The following is a 13,233-nucleotide window of genomic DNA, read 5'->3' as shown; positions in this document are numbered from 1 at the left end:
ACGCTCCACGCCCCCCATCCGCTCCTCTCCGACCCTGCCTGGAGGCAGACATGGACGTTTTCGACCGCATGGAATCGGAAGTCCGCGGCTACTGCAGAAGCTGGCCCACGGTGTTCGCCACCGCGCAGGGCAGCCACATGACCGACGAGAACGGCAAACGCTACCTCGACTTCTTCGCCGGCGCCGGAACCCTCAACTACGGGCACAACAACCCGGGGCTGAAACGCCGGCTGATGGACTACCTCGCCAGTGACGCCGTCGTGCACGGGCTCGACATGTACACCACGGCCAAGCGGGAGTTCCTGGAACGCTTCAACGAGTACGTCCTGGCGCCCCGCGACCTCGACTACAAGGTCCAGTTCCCCGGGCCCGCGGGGAACAACTCGGTCGAGGCGGCGCTGAAGCTGGCGCGCAAGTACACCGGCCGGGAGACCATCGTCAGCTTCACCAACGCCTTCCACGGGATGACGCTCGGCGCGCTCGCCGTCACCGGCAACTCGATGAAGCGCACCGGCGCGGGCGTGCCGCTCGGGCACGGCGTGGCGATGCCCTACGACAACTACCTCGACGGCAGGACGCCCGACTTCCTGCTCTTCGAGACGATGCTGGACGACAGCGGCAGCGGCCTGGACAAGCCCGCCGCCGTCATCGTGGAGACCGTGCAGGGCGAGGGCGGCATCAACGTGGCCACCGCCGAGTGGCTGCGGGGCCTGCAGGACCTGTGCCACCGGCAGGACATCCTGCTCATCGTCGACGACGTGCAGATGGGGTGCGGCCGCACCGGGCCGTTCTTCAGCTTCGAGGAGGCCGGGATCACCCCGGACATCGTCTGCCTGTCCAAGTCCCTGAGCGGCTACGGGCTGCCCTTCGCGATCACGCTGATGAAGCGCGAGCTGGACGTGTGGGAGCCGGGCGAGCACAACGGCACCTTCCGCGGCTTCAACCCGGCGTTCATCACCGCCGTCGCCGCGCTGGAGGACTACTGGACCGGCGACGACTTCGAGAAGCAGACCCTCGCCAAGGGCCAGCAGGTCCAGGCGGCGCTGAACGAGATCGCGATCGCGCACGCCGGCGCCATCGACTGCGTCCGCGGCCGCGGCCTGGCGTGGGGCCTGGTGATGAAGGACCCGGAGGCCGCGACGCAGGTGTGCGGCGAGGCGTTCGCCCGCGGGCTGCTGATGGAGACCTCCGGCCCCGAGGGCGAGGTCGTCAAGCTGCTGCCGCCGCTCACCACGGCCGAGTCCGACCTGGCCACCGGCCTGGAGATCATCGCGGACTCCGTGGAGGCCGTCCGCCAGAAGGTCACCGCCTGAGCCCGCCCGGCACCGACACAGCAGAGGAGTTTCAATGATCGTTCGTTCCCTCGGAGAGATCATCGGCACGGAGCGCGACGTGCAGGCGCCGACCTGGTGCAGCCGCCGCTTCGTCCTGGCCAAAGAGGGCGTCGGGTTCTCGCTGCACGAGACGATCCTGTACGCGGGGACCGAGACGAAGATGTGGTACGCCAACCACATCGAGGCCGTGTACTGCGTCGAGGGCCAGGGCGAGCTGACCAACGACGAGACGGGCGAGAAGCACAAGATCGAGCCGGGCGTGATGTACCTGCTCGACGGCCACGAGCACCACACCCTGCGCGCCCACACCGACGTGCGCACCGTCTGCGTGTTCAACCCGCCCTGCACCGGCCGGGAGGTCCATGACGAGAACGGTGTCTACCCCCTGCTGACCGAGGAGGACGCATGAGCATCATCGAGTCCCATCCGACGATCGACGACGCCTACCCGACCCGGAAGGCCTCCGAGGCCGCGCTGCTGTACCGCCAGGACCCGGTCGTGTACGGCAGGGCGGAGGACGGGCCCATCGACGGTGCGACCCTCGACTCCTTCGAGGCCAACGGGTTCCTGTCGGTCGACCAGCTGCTCGCGCCGGAGGAGGTCGAGGACTTCCGGGCCGAGCTGCGCCGGCTGTCGTCGGACCCGCAGATCCTGGCCGACGAGCGCACGGTGACCGAGCGCGGCTCGGACGAGGTCCGCTCCATCTTCGAGGTGCACAAGATCAGCGAGGTGTTCGCCGGACTCGTCCGCGATCCCCGCGTGGTCGGCCGGGCGAGGCAGATCCTCGGCTCGGATGTTTACGTGCACCAGAGCCGGGTCAACTACAAGCCAGGTTTCACGGGCAAGGACTTCTACTGGCACTCGGACTTCGAGACCTGGCACGCGGAGGACGGCATGCCCCGGATGCGCGCGGTGAGCATATCCATCGCGCTCACCGAGAATTTCGTGCACAATGGCGGGCTAATGATCATGCCTGGCTCGCACAAGACCTTCGTGGCGTGTGTCGGGGAGACCCCGGACGACCACTACAAGGAGTCCCTGCGCGGACAGGAGATCGGTACGCCCGACCCCGCCAGCCTGTCCATCCTGGCCGACAAGCACGGGATCGAACTGTTCACCGGACCCGCGGGCTCGGCGACCATGTTCGACTGCAACTGCATGCACGGCTCGAACGGGAACATCACCCCGTTCCCGCGCTCCAACGTGTTCATCGTGTTCAACAGCGTGGAGAACACGTGCGTCGAGCCGTTCTCCGCCCCCGCGCCCCGTCCCTCGTTCATCGGCGCCCGTGACTTCACTCCCGTCGGAGGCGACACCGCTCCGGAGGGGACCGCCGGCGCCTGAGCCGCACAACTCGATAACCCGATCCACCCCGCTCCGCGCCCGCAAGGGGGCCGTCCGGCCTCCCTGCGGGCGCGGAGCGCACCCATCACCAGGAGTTCGACGATGACTTCCTCGAGACGCGACTTCCTCCGCACCGCCGTCCTGCTGTCCGCCGCGGCGCCGCTGGCCGCGGCGGGCTGCTCCACGACGGATCCGGCGAAGGAGAAGGCCGGCGGCGGGACGCTGCAGAAGGCCAAGGACTCCGGGACGATCACGGTCGGGTTCGCCAACGAGGCCCCCTACGGCTTCACCGACAAGTCCGGGAAGCTGACGGGCGAGGCCCCCGAGCTCGCGCGCGCCATCTTCAAGAACCTCGGCATCGACGAGATCAAGGGCGTCCAGGTCGACTTCGGGGGGCTCATCGGCGGGCTCAACGCCAAGCGCTTCGACGCGATCGCCGCCGGCATGTTCATCACGCCGGAGCGGTGCGCCTCCGCGGCGTTCGCCAACCCCGAGTACGTCGCCAAGAGCGCCTTCATGGTGCCGCAGGGCAACCCGAAGGGCCTCAAGGCCGCCGAGGACCCGGGCAAGAAGGGCGCCAAGGTCGGCGTGCTCACCGGTGCGGTCGAGGCCGGGTACGCCGAGAAGACCGGCGTCAAGAAGGGCGACATCAAGACGTTCGCCGACCAGGCGAGCGCCTACGAGGGCCTGAAGGCCGGGCGCATCGACTGCATCTGGCTGACCCGCATCTCGCTCGCCGACCTGCTGACCAAGCACAAGGGCGAGGGCTTCGAGGTCACCGACGCGTTCACCCCCGTCATCGACGGCAAGGAGCAGCTCGGCGCCGGGGCGTTCGCGTTCCGCAAGGCCGACTCGGACCTGCTGAACGCCTGGAACGGCGAGCTCGCCAAGCTCCAGCAGGGCGGCAAGCTGCTGCCGGTCCTGCAGCCGTTCGGCTTCACCCAGGCGGAGATGCCCCGGCCGGAGGACACCGCCGCCAAGTTCTGCCAGGGCTGACCCGTGTCCGAGGTCCTCGACAGCTATCCACAGTGGCTGGACGGGGCGTGGGTCACCATCCGGCTCACCCTCCTCGGCGGCGCGCTGGCGCTCGTGCTCGCGCTCGTCTTCGGGATGGCGGGCACGTCGCGGCACGCGTGGGCGCGCGGGCTGAACCGCGTGTACGTGGAGTTCTTCCGCGGCAACGCCACGCTGGTGCTGCTGTACTGGTTCTTCTACGCCCTCCCCCTGATCGGTCTCCGGTTCTCCACGATGTTCGCGGCCGTGCTGGCCCTCGGCCTGAACGTCGGCGCCTACGGCGCCGAGGTGGTGCGCGGATCGATCAACGCCGTCCCGAAGGCGCAGTACGAGGCGACGATCGCGCTGAACTTCACCCCGTTCCAGCGCATGCGGCGCGTGCTGCTGCCGCAGGCGTTCGCGCTGATGCTGCCCCCGTTCGGCAACCTGATCATCGAGCTGATGAAGGGCACCGCCATCGTGTCCCTGGTGGGTCTGGTCGACCTGACCCGCGTCTCCAAGAACATCCAGGGCAGCACCGGCCAGACGGTGGCGGCCTTCACGGTCGTGCTCGTCCTGTACTTCGTGATCGCGCAGGTCCTGCAGCTGTTCGTCCGCTACGCCGAGCGGCGCGTGGACCGGATGCTGGGCCGCAGGCTGCCCCCTGAGCAGTCCCTCAAGACGATCGCGGCCGGCGCGCCCGGGGCGGGGGTGAGCGGCTGATGAGCTGGGACTGGCACTATTCCGGCGAGATCCTGCCCGACCTGCTGGACGGGCTGCGCTACACGCTCACCGCGACGCTGCTGGGCTACGTGATCGCCCTGGTCCTCGGGCTGGTGTGGACGCTGCTGCGCCGCTCCCCCAGCCGGATCTTCAACCAGGTGATCCGGTGGGTCACCGAGTTCATCAGGTCCACGCCGCTGATCCCGCAGCTGTACTTCGTGTTCTTCGTGCTGCCCGCCTGGGGCGTGACCATCGGGTCGCTCACCGCGGGCACCATCACGCTCGGGATCCACTACTCGACCTACACGGCCGAGGTGTACCGGGCCGGCATCGCCGACGTCCCGAAGGGGCAGTGGGAGGCGTGCACCGCGCTGAACCTGCCGCGTTCGCGGGTGTGGCTGGACGTCGTCCTGCCGCAGGCGATCCGGCGGGTGATCCCGACGCTCGGCAACTATCTGATCGCGATGTTCAAGGATTCGCCGATGCTGCTGGCGATCAACGTCGCGGAGCTGCTGTTCTCCGCGTACCAGGTCGGGTCCAAGACCCTGCAGTTCCTGGAGCCGATCACCATGGTCGGCCTGTTGTTCGTCGTGGTCAGCGTCATATCCTCGATACTCGTCCGCCGCTTGGAGAGGCGTTATGCCACCAATTGACACCGACGCAGTCGACCCCGGGGGCGCGGCGGACCGCGCGGCCCCGGAAGGCGCCGCAACGGCGCACGATCCCGTCCCCGGCGAGGCGGCCGCCGACGCGGGCGTGTCCACGGAGAAGGGCGCCGCCACGAAGGCCGAGCCGGCCGCGGAGCTGCCGCGCGGCGAGGCGCCGGGCATCCGCTTCGAGAAGGTGGTGAAGCGGTTCGGCTCCAACGTGGTGCTCCGCGAGCTCGACTTCACCGTGGCGCCCGGGGAGCGGGTGACGCTCATCGGGCCGAGCGGGTCGGGCAAGACCACGATCCTGCGGCTGCTGATGACGCTGGAGAAGCTCGACGACGGGCTGATCTGGATCGGCGACGAGACGCTGTGGCACATGGACCGCGGCGGCAAGCGCGTCCCGGCGAACCAGAAGCACCTGCACGAGATGCGCAAGCAGGTCGGCATGGTGTTCCAGCAGTTCAACCTGTTCCCGAACATGAACGTGCTGCGCAACCTCACCGAGGGGCCGGTGCGCGTGCTCGGGGTGTCCAAGGACGAGGCGGTCGAGCGGGCCCGCGGCCTGCTGGACCTGGTCGGCCTGGCGGACAAGGAGAACGCGCACCCCACCCAGCTGTCGGGCGGCCAGCAGCAGCGGGTGGCGATCGCGCGGGCGCTGGCCATGCAGCCGAGGGTGCTGCTGCTGGACGAGGTCACCTCGGCGCTCGACCCCGAACTCGTGGTCGGCGTCCAGGACCTGCTGCGCGACATCGCGCGGCAGAGCGACCTGACCCTGCTCTGCGTCACCCACGAGATGGCCTTCGCCAAGGACATCTCCGACCGGGTGCTGATGTTCGACCAGGGCCAGATCGTCGAGGAGGGGCCCCCGGACCAGATCTTCGGCGAGCCGTCCGAGCAGCGCACCCGCGACTTCCTGCAGGCCGTCCTCGCCTCCTGACCGGTCCGGGCCCGCCGGCCGTGACCGCGTCCCCCGCGTCGCCCGCGTCCCCGTCGCCCCGGGGACGCGGGCGACTCCCTTTGCGGGGCCGCCCGCGCGGGGCGGCGTCCGGGCCGGCGATCACCCCGCCCGCTCCCCTACCGAACGCGATTCTGTACCGTGGCGCCGACGGACGAGGAGAGCGAGGCGATGGGCACTTCGATCGTGGGGCTCGGCATGACCGAGCTCGGCAGGGTCTACGGGCGCAGCCCGCGGCGGCTCGCCGCCGACGCGGTGCGGCTGGCCGCCGCCGACGCGGGCCTGGCGCTCGGCGACCTGGACGGGCTGCTGGTCAGTCACGGCCTGGGCGGCTCGCCCGGGATCGAGCTGGCCGACACGCTCGGCCTGCGCGACCTGCGGCTGCTGGCCCTGGTCAACTCCTTCGGCGCGACGGCCGGGGCGATGGTCTCGTACGCGGCGATGGCGGTGCTGAACGGTTCGGCGACCACGGTCGCGTGCGTGTTCGCGGACGCGCCGCTGAAGCCGAAGCAGTCGGCGGGCTCGGCCTACAACCGCGACGGCCGCGGGAAGGAATGGTACGGGTTCGGGGGGATGACGGCGGCGCTCGGTCTGCGCAGCGTGAACTCCCACTACGCCCTCGCCGCCCAGCGGCACATGGCCCGCTACGGCACGACGAGCGAGCAGCTCGGCGCGATCGCCGTGGCGACCCGGCGGTGGGCCGCCGGCAACCCGCTCGCCCAGATGCGCGAGCCGATCACGATCGAGGACCACCAGCGCTCCCGCTGGGTGTCCGAGCCGCTGCACCTGCTGGACTGCTGCCTGGTGTCCAACGGCGCCGTCGCCGTCATCGTGACGAGCGCCGACCGGGCCCGCGACCTGGCGCGCCCGCCCGTGCACCTGTGGGGCTGGGGGCAGGGGCACCCGGGTCACCGCAAGGAGCGCGGCAGCGACTTCGGCCTGACGACGGGCGCCGCGGCGTCCGGCGCGGCGGCGATGAAGATGGCCGGCGTCACCGTCGCCGACGTGGACGTGTGCGAGCTGTACGACTGCTACACCTACACGGTCCTGGTGACGCTGGAGGACTACGGGTTCTGCGCCAAGGGCGAGGGCGGCGCGTTCGCCGCGTCCGGCGCGCTCGGGCCCGGCGGGCCGCTGCCGACCAACACCGGCGGCGGGCAGCTGTCGGCGTACTACATGTGGGGCATGACGCCCCTGTCGGAGGCCGTGATCCAGGCGCGGGGGGACGGCGGGGAGCGGCAGGCGCCCTCCACCGACGTGATCCTCGTCAGCGGGAACGGCGGGATCCTCGACCACCACTCCACGCTGGTCGTCAGCCCGCACGAGAAGGGGGCCTAGGCATGGACGTCGGCGTTCTGCGGCGGGACGGGCGGACCGACCCGTTCTTCGACGGCACGGCCGCCGGCCGGCTCGTCGTCCGGCGCTGCGAGGCGTGCGACCGGTGGTTCGCGCCGGACGCGAGCGGCTGCCCCGGATGCGGCGAGGAGGACCTCGGCTGGGCCGAGGCGAGCGGCGCGGCGACCCTGGTGACCTGGACGGTCCTGCCCAAGGAGCCACCCGTGTTCCTGGCGCTGGTCGAGCTGGCCGAGGGGCCGTGGCTGCACGCCCGCCTCGACGGCGTGGAGCGCGCGGACCTGCGGGAGGGGCTCGCGCTGCGCGCGGCGTTCGAGCATCCGGACGAGGGCGAGTCGTACGTGCTGTTCCGCCCCTGGACCGAACGCGGTTCGGTCCGTTAGCGTCGGGCCATGAACACCGAGGTCTGCGCACGGTTCGGCATCGAGTTCCCGCTGTTCGCCTTCAGCCACTGCCGCGACGTCGTCGCCGCCGTCACCAACGCCGGCGGGTTCGGCGTCCTCGGCGCCGTCGCGTACACCCCGGACCGGCTCGAAGAGGAGCTGCGCTGGATCGACGACCACGTGGGCGGCCGCCCCTACGGCGTCGACGTGCTCGTCCCCGGCAAGATCGACAAGGCGGCGGAGGGCGGCGGCGGCCTGGACGCCCTGCTCGCCGCCGTCCCCGACGAGCACTGGAACTTCCTCGTCGGACTGTTCGCCAGGTACGACGTCCCGCTGCCCGACATCGAGAAGGCGAAGCGGTCCAACGCGCGCGGCGGGGCGCAGGTCACCAAGGAGGGCGCCACCGAGCTGATCGACGTGTCGCTCGCCCACCCGATCGGCCTCATCGCCAGCGCCCTCGGCACCCCTCCGCCGCTGATGGTGGAGAAGGCCAAGGCCGCCGGGATCCCCGTCGCCGCGCTGGTCGGCACGTCCGAGCACGCCCGCCGCCAGGTCGCCGCCGGCGTCGACCTCGTCGTCGCGCAGGGCGGGGAGGCCGGCGGGCACACCGGCGAGATCTCCACGATGGTGCTCGTCCCCGAGGTGGTCGACACGGTCGCGCCGGTGCCCGTCCTCGCCGCGGGCGGGATCGCCACCGGACGCCAGATGGCCGCGGCCCTGGCGCTCGGCGCGTCCGGCGTGTGGTGCGGCTCGGTGTGGCTCACCACCGAGGAGGCCGAGACGTCCCCGCCGGTCAAGGAGAAGCTGCTCGCCGCCACGTCCCGCGACACGATCCGGTCGCGATCGCGGACCGGCAAGCCCGCACGGCAGCTGCGGTCCGCGTGGACGCAGGAGTGGGAGGGCCCGGACAGCCCCGGCCCGCTCGGCATGCCGATCCAGATGATCGTGGCGGAGGGCGCCATGCGGCAGATCACCAAGGTGGCCGAGTCCGGCAATCCGGGCGCCCGCGCCCTGGCGAACTACTTCGTCGGCCAGTGCGTCGGCCTGATGAACACCGTCAAGCCCGCCCGCCAGGTCGTCTACGACATGGTCGAGGACTTCGCCGACGCGGTGGAGCGCCTCAACCGCATCACCGGCGAGGAGTCGGCCACTCAGCCCTGAGGGCGTCGAGATGACCGGGCCGGGCCCGCCGGTCCGGCCCGGCAAGGGCGACGCCCCGGCCCCGGCGCCCGCTCAGTGCTTCCCTTCGGCGTACCAGATGGTGCTGCGGAGGTCGGTCCCCCTGATCACCTGGACGCGCCAGGGCTCCAGCCGCAGGACGTGCAGTTCCGGGTCCTCCGGCCCGCCGCGCCAGAACCGGCCCAGGTCGTACCCGGCGCCCCGCGGGCTCGTCCGCCGGTAGAGGTCCCAGACGCGGCGCTTGGTCTCCAGGTCGTCGTCCCAGGCGGCGACGGCGTCGATGCTGACCGCGTTCTGCCTCGGCGTCCAGTAGGAGAACGTGGTGTGCGGATTGCCGGCCAGATGCGCGGCCTTCACGGGCGTCCGGTATGTGGCGAGCCAACCCAGCGGGCGGCCGTCGCCGGTCTCCCAGACGGGGATGAGCACACGCGCGCGGGGCCGGCCCTTCGCGTCGACGGTGGTCATGGTCGCGTACACGATGTCGCCGATGTAGGCGTCGAACTGATCCCTGATCTCGGTGAACGACTTCACCTTCGTGGCCACTGGCGTCTCCCTTCCCGATCAGGCGGCGGTCTCGGCGGGCTCGGCGAGCGGGCTCCAGTCCGGGGTCGCGTCATCCGGGGTCGCGGGCGAGCGGAGGCCGAACGCGACCACGACCGCGCCCAGCACCGCCGCCGCGACCGGGACGGCGAGGGCGGTGCGCAGGGCGTCCAGGCCCGTTCCCGCGCCGAGGTCCTCCAGCCGGACCACCCCGTACGCCAGCAGCAGCATCGCCCCCGTGACGGTCAGTGCCCCGGCGATGTCGAAACCGCCCGGGCTCCGCACCGCGCCCGCGCCGGGGAGCAGGGCCGGCGCCGCCACCAGGATCAGCGCCGCCATGATGACCGGCGCGAAGAACACCCACCTCCAGCCGAAGGACGCGAGCATGCCCCCGGCCACCAGCCCCAGCGAGAACCCGCCCGCCGCCGTCCCCGCGTAGACGCCCAGTGCCCGGGTGCGCGCCGGCCCCTCGGGGAAGGTGGAGGTGACCAGCGCCAGCCCGGCGGGCGCCATGAACGCGGCCGCGACGCCCGTGAGGAAACGCGCGGCCAGCAGCATCCAGCCCCCGGTGGCGAATCCGCCGACGCCGGAGAAGACCAGGAAGACCGACAGCCACAGGACGAACATCCGCCGGTGCCCCAGCAGGTCGGCGGCCCGGCCGCCCAGCAGCATGAAACCGCCGTAGCCGAGCACGTACGCGCTCACCACGCCGCCGAGCATCCCCGTGGACAGGCCCAGGTCGGCGCGGATCGACGGCAGCGCGACGTTCAGCATCGCGACGTCGATCCCCTCTAGGAAGATCGCGCCGCACAGCACCATCAGGACGCCCCATGCGCGCCCGTTCATTCGCTCGCTCGAATCGGACATCGTCGCCCGGCACTCCTTCGACGGAACCGGACGGGGTGGTTCCCCAGGTGACGGCCGGTTCCCTCTTGCCACCGGCCACATCGTCCGGCACTGCCGGTGGGATCAGAAGACGGCACTTCCGAGTCCCCCGGTTACCGCGCGGATACCGGCGCCGACGACGGCGTTCTCCGGGGGACCGGCACGGACCGCGAGGTACATGATCGACCGTGTGCGACGATGGCGGGGTGCCCGTTCCCCAGCCCATCGCGGCCGATCCGCCCGGCGTGGTCCCCAGGCCGTGGATCACGCAGTGGTGGCGTGACCTGGCGTTCGTCCACTGGGCCGTGGAGCCGCGACGGGTGGCGCCGCTGCTACCGAAGGGCGTCGCTCCGGACACACTGCACGGGGCCACCTATGTCGGTCTCATCGCGTTCAGGATGGACCGGGTCGGGTGGTTCAGGCTGCCCGGAGTCCCGTACTTCGGGACGTTCCCGGAAACGAACGTGCGGCTGTACTCGGTGGACGCACAGGGGCGGCGCGGTGTGGTCTTCCGGTCGCTGGACGCCGCGCGGCTGCTGCCCGTGCTGATCGCGAGGGCCGGGGTCCGGCTGCCGTACCAGTGGGCGCGCATGGCCATCCGAGCCCGGGACGACGTGATCGGTTACGCCAGTTCACGACGCTGGCCGGGCCCGCGCGGCGCCTACAGCCGGATCGCCGTGCGGATCGGCGAACGGGTGGAGGAGCCTTCGGAGCTGGAGCACTTCCTGACCGCCCGCTGGGGCATGCACACCGCCGTCCGCGGGCGTGTCGCGTTCCTGCCGAACGTCCATCCGCGGTGGCCGCTGCACCGGGCGTCGCTCCTGCGCTGCGAGGAGAACCTCGTGGCCGCGGCGGGCCTGCCGGGGCCGCTCGGGGAACCGGTCAGCGTGCTGTACTCGCCGGGCGTGCCGGTACGGTTCGGCCGTCCGGACGATCGATCGCTCCGCTGAGCCGCGCTACAGGACGCGGGGGCTACGGCGTTCGAGGAGGACGACGTCCCTCCAGCGGCCGTTGAGGCGGCCCAGGCGTTCGCGGACGCCCACCGTGCGGAACCCGGCCTTGGCGTGGAGCCGCAGGCTGGAGGTGTTCTCGGGGAAGACGCCCGACTGGATCGTCCAGATGCCCTCCTCCTCGGTGGAGGCGATCAGGGCGGCCAGCAGTGCGGAGCCCACACCCCGGCCCTGCGCACGAAGGCTGACGTAGACACTGTGCTCCACCACCCCGCTGTAGCAGCAGCGGTCGGAGACGGGCACGGCGGCGATCCAGCCGAGGACCTCGCCCGACGGGCCCGCCTCGGCGGCCACGTAACGGTGGCGCCCCAGCTTGGCGGCGTCGAACTGCGCCCAGGTCGGGGCCGTGGTCTCGAAGCTGGCCTGGCCGGTGTCCAGGCCCTCCTGGTAGATCGCCAGCACGCGGCCGGCGTCGCCCGGGCGCATGGCCCTGACGACGATGCCGGGTTCCTCGATCGGCTCGTTCATGTGCGTCCTTCCGGTCCGCGGACGTCAGCCCCATCCGCGAGACTTCTCCTCCATGAGCCTGCCAGAGGATTTGGACGAGTTGGCGCGAGCCGTCATCGACGAGAACCGGTACATGACCCTGGGGACGAGCGAGGCCGATCACCGGCCCCGCCTGTCGCCGGTGTACTTCACGCACGCCGGCTACCGCACGTTCTACTGGGTGTCCTCCCCGGACGCGCGACACTCCGGCAACATCGCCGCGCGCCCGGAGGTCGCCCTCGTCGTCTTCGACTCGAACGTGGAGATCGGGCAGGGCCGCGCCGTCTACGTCGACGCCGTGGCCTCCGTCGTTCCGGACGATGATCTGCCGCGGCGCTGCGCCGAGGCGTTCCCCGACGCCGGTCCGGGCGCGGTGGCCTTCCAGCCGGACGAGCTCAGCGGCGACGCCCCGCTGCGCCTCTACCACGCGGACGCGACCGGATACGAGGTTCACCTGCCGGGCCGCGACCCGCGCAACGCCGCCGGGATCGACACCCGGCGCCGCGTGCACCCGGTGAAGCAGACCTGAGGCCGCCCGTCACCCCTCGCCGGGGTCGCGCACCGCGGTGACGGCCATGGTGGCGTAAGGCATGACGAAGGAGCCCCCCATGGCGTCGACGGCCTCGCCGACGCCCTCCAGCACCCGCGCCCGGTCGGCCTCCGGGAGCCTGGTGAGCGTGCCGTGGGTGGGCATCTGGTCCAGCCACTCGTCGCGGGTGTAGGTGTGCTCCCAGTCGAACCGCCATTGCTCCGGCGCGCCGAAGCCTCCGGCGGCCCGGATCCCGTCGGCGGCCTTGGCGAACATCATCTGGTAGATCTCCATGGCCGGCCTGTCCGCGTGGACGGTGAACGGCGAGTCGGGCACGACCCGCCGGTAGACGGCGGCGAAGGCGTCCGCCACGGCGGGCGGGAGCTGGAACACGTGCCAGAACGCCGCCAGCCGGCCGCGCGGGCGCAGCACCCGCGCCGCCTTGGCCGCTCCGGCGACCGGGTCCACCCAGTGCCAGGCCGTCCCGGCGATCACGGCGTCGAAGTCCCGGCCCGTGGGGTCCCAGGACTCGAACGTGGCCTCCTCGACCTCCAGGCCGCCGCGCCGCGCGAAGGCGGCCATCCGCGCGTCGGGCTCGACGCCGAGCACCGTGCAGCCCGCCGCCTGGAACTGGCGGGCCTCGATGCCCGTGCCGCAGCCGACGTCGAGGACGTCGGGGCCGGGGCAGGCGGCGGCGATCCGCTCCACGAGGGCGTCGGGATAGCGGGGCCGGGCGCGGTCGTAGCGTTCGGGGTCCGTGCCGAAGGACTCCGCCACCTCGCGGGCGCGATGCGGCTCGGGGGACGGGTCGGTCGCTATAATGGGCATGCGCCCACTATGAATGGGCGCTTGCCCACTCGTCAAGGGGG

Annotated in this window: 16 protein-coding genes; 12 read left to right on the top strand and 4 right to left on the bottom strand. The window is 71.6% G+C overall.

The window, feature by feature from the left end; all coding sequences use genetic code 11:
• Positions 1-50: 50 nt before the first annotated feature.
• The 10 genes from ectB to ABWI04_RS08945 all read left to right on the top strand — a co-directional run bounded on the left by ectB (position 51) and on the right by ABWI04_RS08945 (position 8,896).
• Entirely contained in the window at positions 51-1,313 is a 1,263-nt protein-coding gene (gene ectB / locus ABWI04_RS08990) for a diaminobutyrate--2-oxoglutarate transaminase (RefSeq protein ID WP_345175302.1), read from the top strand.
• Between the two features lie 34 nt (positions 1,314-1,347).
• The gene (locus ABWI04_RS08985) at positions 1,348-1,743 is read left to right on the top strand and encodes an ectoine synthase (protein WP_089312209.1); all 396 of its coding nucleotides are present in this window, start codon (positions 1,348-1,350) and stop codon (positions 1,741-1,743) included.
• The gene (gene thpD, locus ABWI04_RS08980; RefSeq protein WP_345175304.1) at positions 1,740-2,678 is read left to right on the top strand and encodes an ectoine hydroxylase; all 939 of its coding nucleotides are present in this window, start codon (positions 1,740-1,742) and stop codon (positions 2,676-2,678) included. The genes ABWI04_RS08985 and thpD overlap by 4 nt, the downstream gene beginning before the upstream one ends.
• Positions 2,679-2,780: 102 nt before the next feature.
• On the top strand, positions 2,781-3,674 hold the full coding sequence (gene ehuB, locus ABWI04_RS08975; RefSeq protein ID WP_345175306.1) for an ectoine/hydroxyectoine ABC transporter substrate-binding protein EhuB: 894 nt from the start codon (positions 2,781-2,783) through the stop codon (positions 3,672-3,674).
• Between the two features lie 3 nt (positions 3,675-3,677).
• Positions 3,678-4,394, top strand: a complete 717-nt coding sequence (gene ehuC / locus ABWI04_RS08970) for an ectoine/hydroxyectoine ABC transporter permease subunit EhuC (protein WP_353832060.1) — start codon at positions 3,678-3,680, stop codon at positions 4,392-4,394.
• A complete protein-coding gene (gene ehuD, locus ABWI04_RS08965; RefSeq protein ID WP_345175310.1) occupies positions 4,394-5,047 on the top strand; it encodes an ectoine/hydroxyectoine ABC transporter permease subunit EhuD in 654 nt (217 codons plus the stop codon). Before ehuC ends, ehuD begins: the two co-directional genes overlap by 1 nt.
• Positions 5,034-5,981 (top strand): ectoine/hydroxyectoine ABC transporter ATP-binding protein EhuA, encoded by a 948-nt coding sequence (gene ehuA, locus ABWI04_RS08960; RefSeq protein WP_345175312.1) that lies wholly within the window; start codon positions 5,034-5,036, stop codon positions 5,979-5,981. The genes ehuD and ehuA overlap by 14 nt, the downstream gene beginning before the upstream one ends.
• A gap of 189 nt (positions 5,982-6,170) precedes the next feature.
• On the top strand, positions 6,171-7,337 hold the full coding sequence (locus tag ABWI04_RS08955) for a thiolase family protein (protein WP_345175314.1): 1,167 nt from the start codon (positions 6,171-6,173) through the stop codon (positions 7,335-7,337).
• Between the two features lie 2 nt (positions 7,338-7,339).
• The gene (locus ABWI04_RS08950) at positions 7,340-7,735 is read left to right on the top strand and encodes a Zn-ribbon domain-containing OB-fold protein (RefSeq protein ID WP_345175316.1); all 396 of its coding nucleotides are present in this window, start codon (positions 7,340-7,342) and stop codon (positions 7,733-7,735) included.
• 9 nt (positions 7,736-7,744) lie between these two features.
• The gene (locus ABWI04_RS08945; RefSeq protein ID WP_353832059.1) at positions 7,745-8,896 is read left to right on the top strand and encodes an NAD(P)H-dependent flavin oxidoreductase; all 1,152 of its coding nucleotides are present in this window, start codon (positions 7,745-7,747) and stop codon (positions 8,894-8,896) included.
• Between the two features lie 72 nt (positions 8,897-8,968).
• Here the strand turns inward: ABWI04_RS08945 and ABWI04_RS08940 are convergent, their stop codons facing one another.
• Positions 8,969-9,457 carry a pyridoxamine 5'-phosphate oxidase family protein gene (locus ABWI04_RS08940; RefSeq protein WP_345175321.1) on the bottom strand — a complete coding sequence of 163 codons (489 nt, stop codon included), beginning with the start codon at positions 9,455-9,457 and terminating at the stop codon, positions 8,969-8,971.
• A gap of 18 nt (positions 9,458-9,475) precedes the next feature.
• Positions 9,476-10,321 (bottom strand): MFS transporter, encoded by an 846-nt coding sequence (locus tag ABWI04_RS08935; RefSeq protein WP_353832058.1) that lies wholly within the window; start codon positions 10,319-10,321, stop codon positions 9,476-9,478.
• A gap of 224 nt (positions 10,322-10,545) precedes the next feature.
• On the opposite strand from ABWI04_RS08935, the gene ABWI04_RS08930 reads away from it, so the two are divergent.
• Entirely contained in the window at positions 10,546-11,289 is a 744-nt protein-coding gene (locus ABWI04_RS08930; RefSeq protein WP_345175325.1) for a YqjF family protein, read from the top strand.
• Between the two features lie 6 nt (positions 11,290-11,295).
• On the opposite strand, the gene ABWI04_RS08925 is transcribed toward ABWI04_RS08930, so the two are convergent.
• Positions 11,296-11,817 carry a GNAT family N-acetyltransferase gene (locus ABWI04_RS08925; protein WP_353832057.1) on the bottom strand — a complete coding sequence of 174 codons (522 nt, stop codon included), beginning with the start codon at positions 11,815-11,817 and terminating at the stop codon, positions 11,296-11,298.
• A gap of 52 nt (positions 11,818-11,869) precedes the next feature.
• Here ABWI04_RS08925 and ABWI04_RS08920 point away from each other — a divergent pair, with 52 nt between their 5' ends.
• Complete coding sequence (locus ABWI04_RS08920) at positions 11,870-12,364, top strand: pyridoxamine 5'-phosphate oxidase family protein (RefSeq protein ID WP_353832056.1); 495 nt, start codon at positions 11,870-11,872, stop codon at positions 12,362-12,364.
• Between the two features lie 9 nt (positions 12,365-12,373).
• Here ABWI04_RS08920 and ABWI04_RS08915 read toward each other — a convergent pair whose 3' ends face one another.
• The gene (locus tag ABWI04_RS08915) at positions 12,374-13,192 is read right to left on the bottom strand and encodes a class I SAM-dependent methyltransferase (protein ID WP_353832055.1); all 819 of its coding nucleotides are present in this window, start codon (positions 13,190-13,192) and stop codon (positions 12,374-12,376) included.
• Positions 13,193-13,233 lie beyond the last annotated feature (41 nt).

Origin of the sequence: Actinomadura sp. NPDC000929 (assembly GCF_040492065.1) — a bacterium.
Taxonomy (GTDB): Bacteria; Actinomycetota; Actinomycetes; order Streptosporangiales; family Streptosporangiaceae; genus Spirillospora; species Spirillospora verrucosospora.
Note: the sequence above shows the minus strand (reverse complement) of the source record. Positions and strands in the feature narration are given on the sequence as shown.